This is a genomic window from Spiroplasma endosymbiont of Megaselia nigra, assembly GCF_003987485.1.
GTDB lineage: Bacteria > Bacillota_I > Bacilli_A > Mycoplasmatales > Mycoplasmataceae > Spiroplasma.
The window spans coordinates 1-2,042 of the sequence record NZ_RCOO01000192.1; the positions used below are offsets into that span (position 1 = coordinate 1).

Sequence of the window (2,042 nt, forward strand, 5' to 3'; positions counted from 1 at the left end):
ATGATTTTAAAGAATTAAGTTTAAAAGCATTAACAATTAAAAAATGAATTGATGAAAATGGACAAGAATTAGCAGAATTTATATATCGTCATCATAATCATTATGCTTTAAATAATTATCAAGATGTGCATTTAAATGATATGCCACGAACTATTTCAAAAGTAGATATAGTTTTTCGTGAACCATTAGAAAAAATTAAATCTTTTAAAGATGACTTGAATAAAATTAGAAATAATATTATATCTTTAGAAAAAGTACTTGAAAATAATAAAATAGATATTAAAAATGATATGATTCAAGCTCAAAAATATAAGCAAAAACAATTTATTAAAGAACAAGAAGAAATTAAAAATGAACGAATTGAGTTTGCTAATAATTTGACAGAGGATATTGGTTTAGATATGGATCAAATCCATGATGAACAAGTTCGAGCAATGGAAGATGTTGCTGAACTTGATAAAAAAATGGAAAAAGTAGTAAGTAAATTTAGAAAAGATAAATTAAAAAATGACCAAATTATTATTAAAGGTTTTAAAAAAGAAATTAGTGCTTTTGATTTATTATCTTTATTAGATAAAGGTTTAATTTTATTAAATGAAAAAGAAATTAAAAATATTGTTAAAAAACAATATGAAGAAAATAACTTTTTAGGAATAAGTGGTATAGAAATTGAGGTGCAAAAATAATATGAAAAATGAATTACAACAATATATTAAAGGTGCAATTGTTAAATATGAATTAAAAGTTAATGATAAATTTTTAAAAGAAAATATTTTAGCACTTGAAGAATTGAAAATGAAAAATGGACAAAGTTATATGTCATTGGTTTCTAATGCAGAAAATGCAAAAATTACAGCATTAGGAATTATTAAATTAAGTAACAAAGGTTTAATTTTTAGTAAAGATTTTAATATTATTCCATTTAAAAATAAATTAACAACTATTATTGATAGTAAAGTTTATTGTAAAAAAATTGAAGAAGCAGGATATAGTCCACGAAAATCTATTATATTTAAAGGTGAAAAATTTGAATGAGATAGTTTAAATTCTTGTCCAAAAATACATGAAATTAATTTTAATGCAAATACTAGTGATTATAATGAGATTATTGGTGCTTATGCTTTTGCAAAAGATAAAAATGGAAATTTTCAAGGTATTTTATTAAGAAAAGCAGATATTGACCGTTTAAAAAATAGTAGTCCAAGTGGAAATAGTGAATATTCGCCTTGAAATAAATGACCAAAAGAAATGGTTGAAGCAAAATTATATCGTAAATTAGCATTAGAAATGGGAATTGATATTTCTGATATTGATTTAGATGAAAAAGAAATTAAAGAAGATGGTAATTTTGAATATATTCCTTTTAATGATATTACTGTCGCCAAAAATCAGGGGCAGATGAGCGATGAACCCTTATCAAATAATATTTAACTTAATATATTTCATTGCTAATTTACCCCTTAAAACGCGTAATTAAGAGCTATTTTTCAAAATAAAATTATTAAATAATTTATACTTTTTCTTGCATATATATATAATGCAGGTATATCTTGATAAAAAGTTTCAAGATTAAGAAAAGGAGAAAAACAAGTATTAAAAAATTACTTAGTTTATTAAGTGTATTAACTATTAGCGGAACTGCTGTACCAGCAACAATTGCTGCTAGTCCTTATCAAAAAGAAGAAATTAAAATAGAAAATAGTGATATTAATTTTCAAACAAATAATTTAAATAGAATTAAAAGACAACAAAGAAAAATTAATATTTCATTAACAAATAATTGAAATAGAAGTTTGGGTACTATTTTTTATGATGATGAAAGTAATATTATGCAAGGTTTTGTTGTTAATAATCTTCATAATATAGATAATTTAAGTCAACAACAACAATATTATTTTAATAGTTATATGATAGTTGAAAATATAAATCGAAGAGCAGGAAGAGCTACTATATATTTTTCACCAAATAATTCTTTTGAGGGTACATTAACTGTTGTATGAAATAGATCAGGTTTGGGAACTAGCTCATTACCTGGGCCCGAT

At 23.0% G+C, this 2,042-nt stretch carries 3 protein-coding genes; all 3 read left to right on the forward strand.

All coding sequences use genetic code 4. The features are described 5' to 3' along the window. Positions 1-686: hypothetical protein (locus D9R21_RS07460; protein ID WP_158613946.1), on the forward strand; the 686-nt coding region annotated here is incomplete at its 5' end. A gap of 1 nt (position 687) precedes the next feature. Beyond that, positions 688-1,431 (forward strand): recombinase RecT, encoded by a 744-nt coding sequence (locus D9R21_RS05985; protein WP_126821485.1) that lies wholly within the window; start codon positions 688-690, stop codon positions 1,429-1,431. 119 nt (positions 1,432-1,550) lie between these two features. Beyond that, positions 1,551-2,042: hypothetical protein (locus D9R21_RS05990; RefSeq protein WP_148108857.1), on the forward strand; the 492-nt coding region annotated here is incomplete at its 3' end.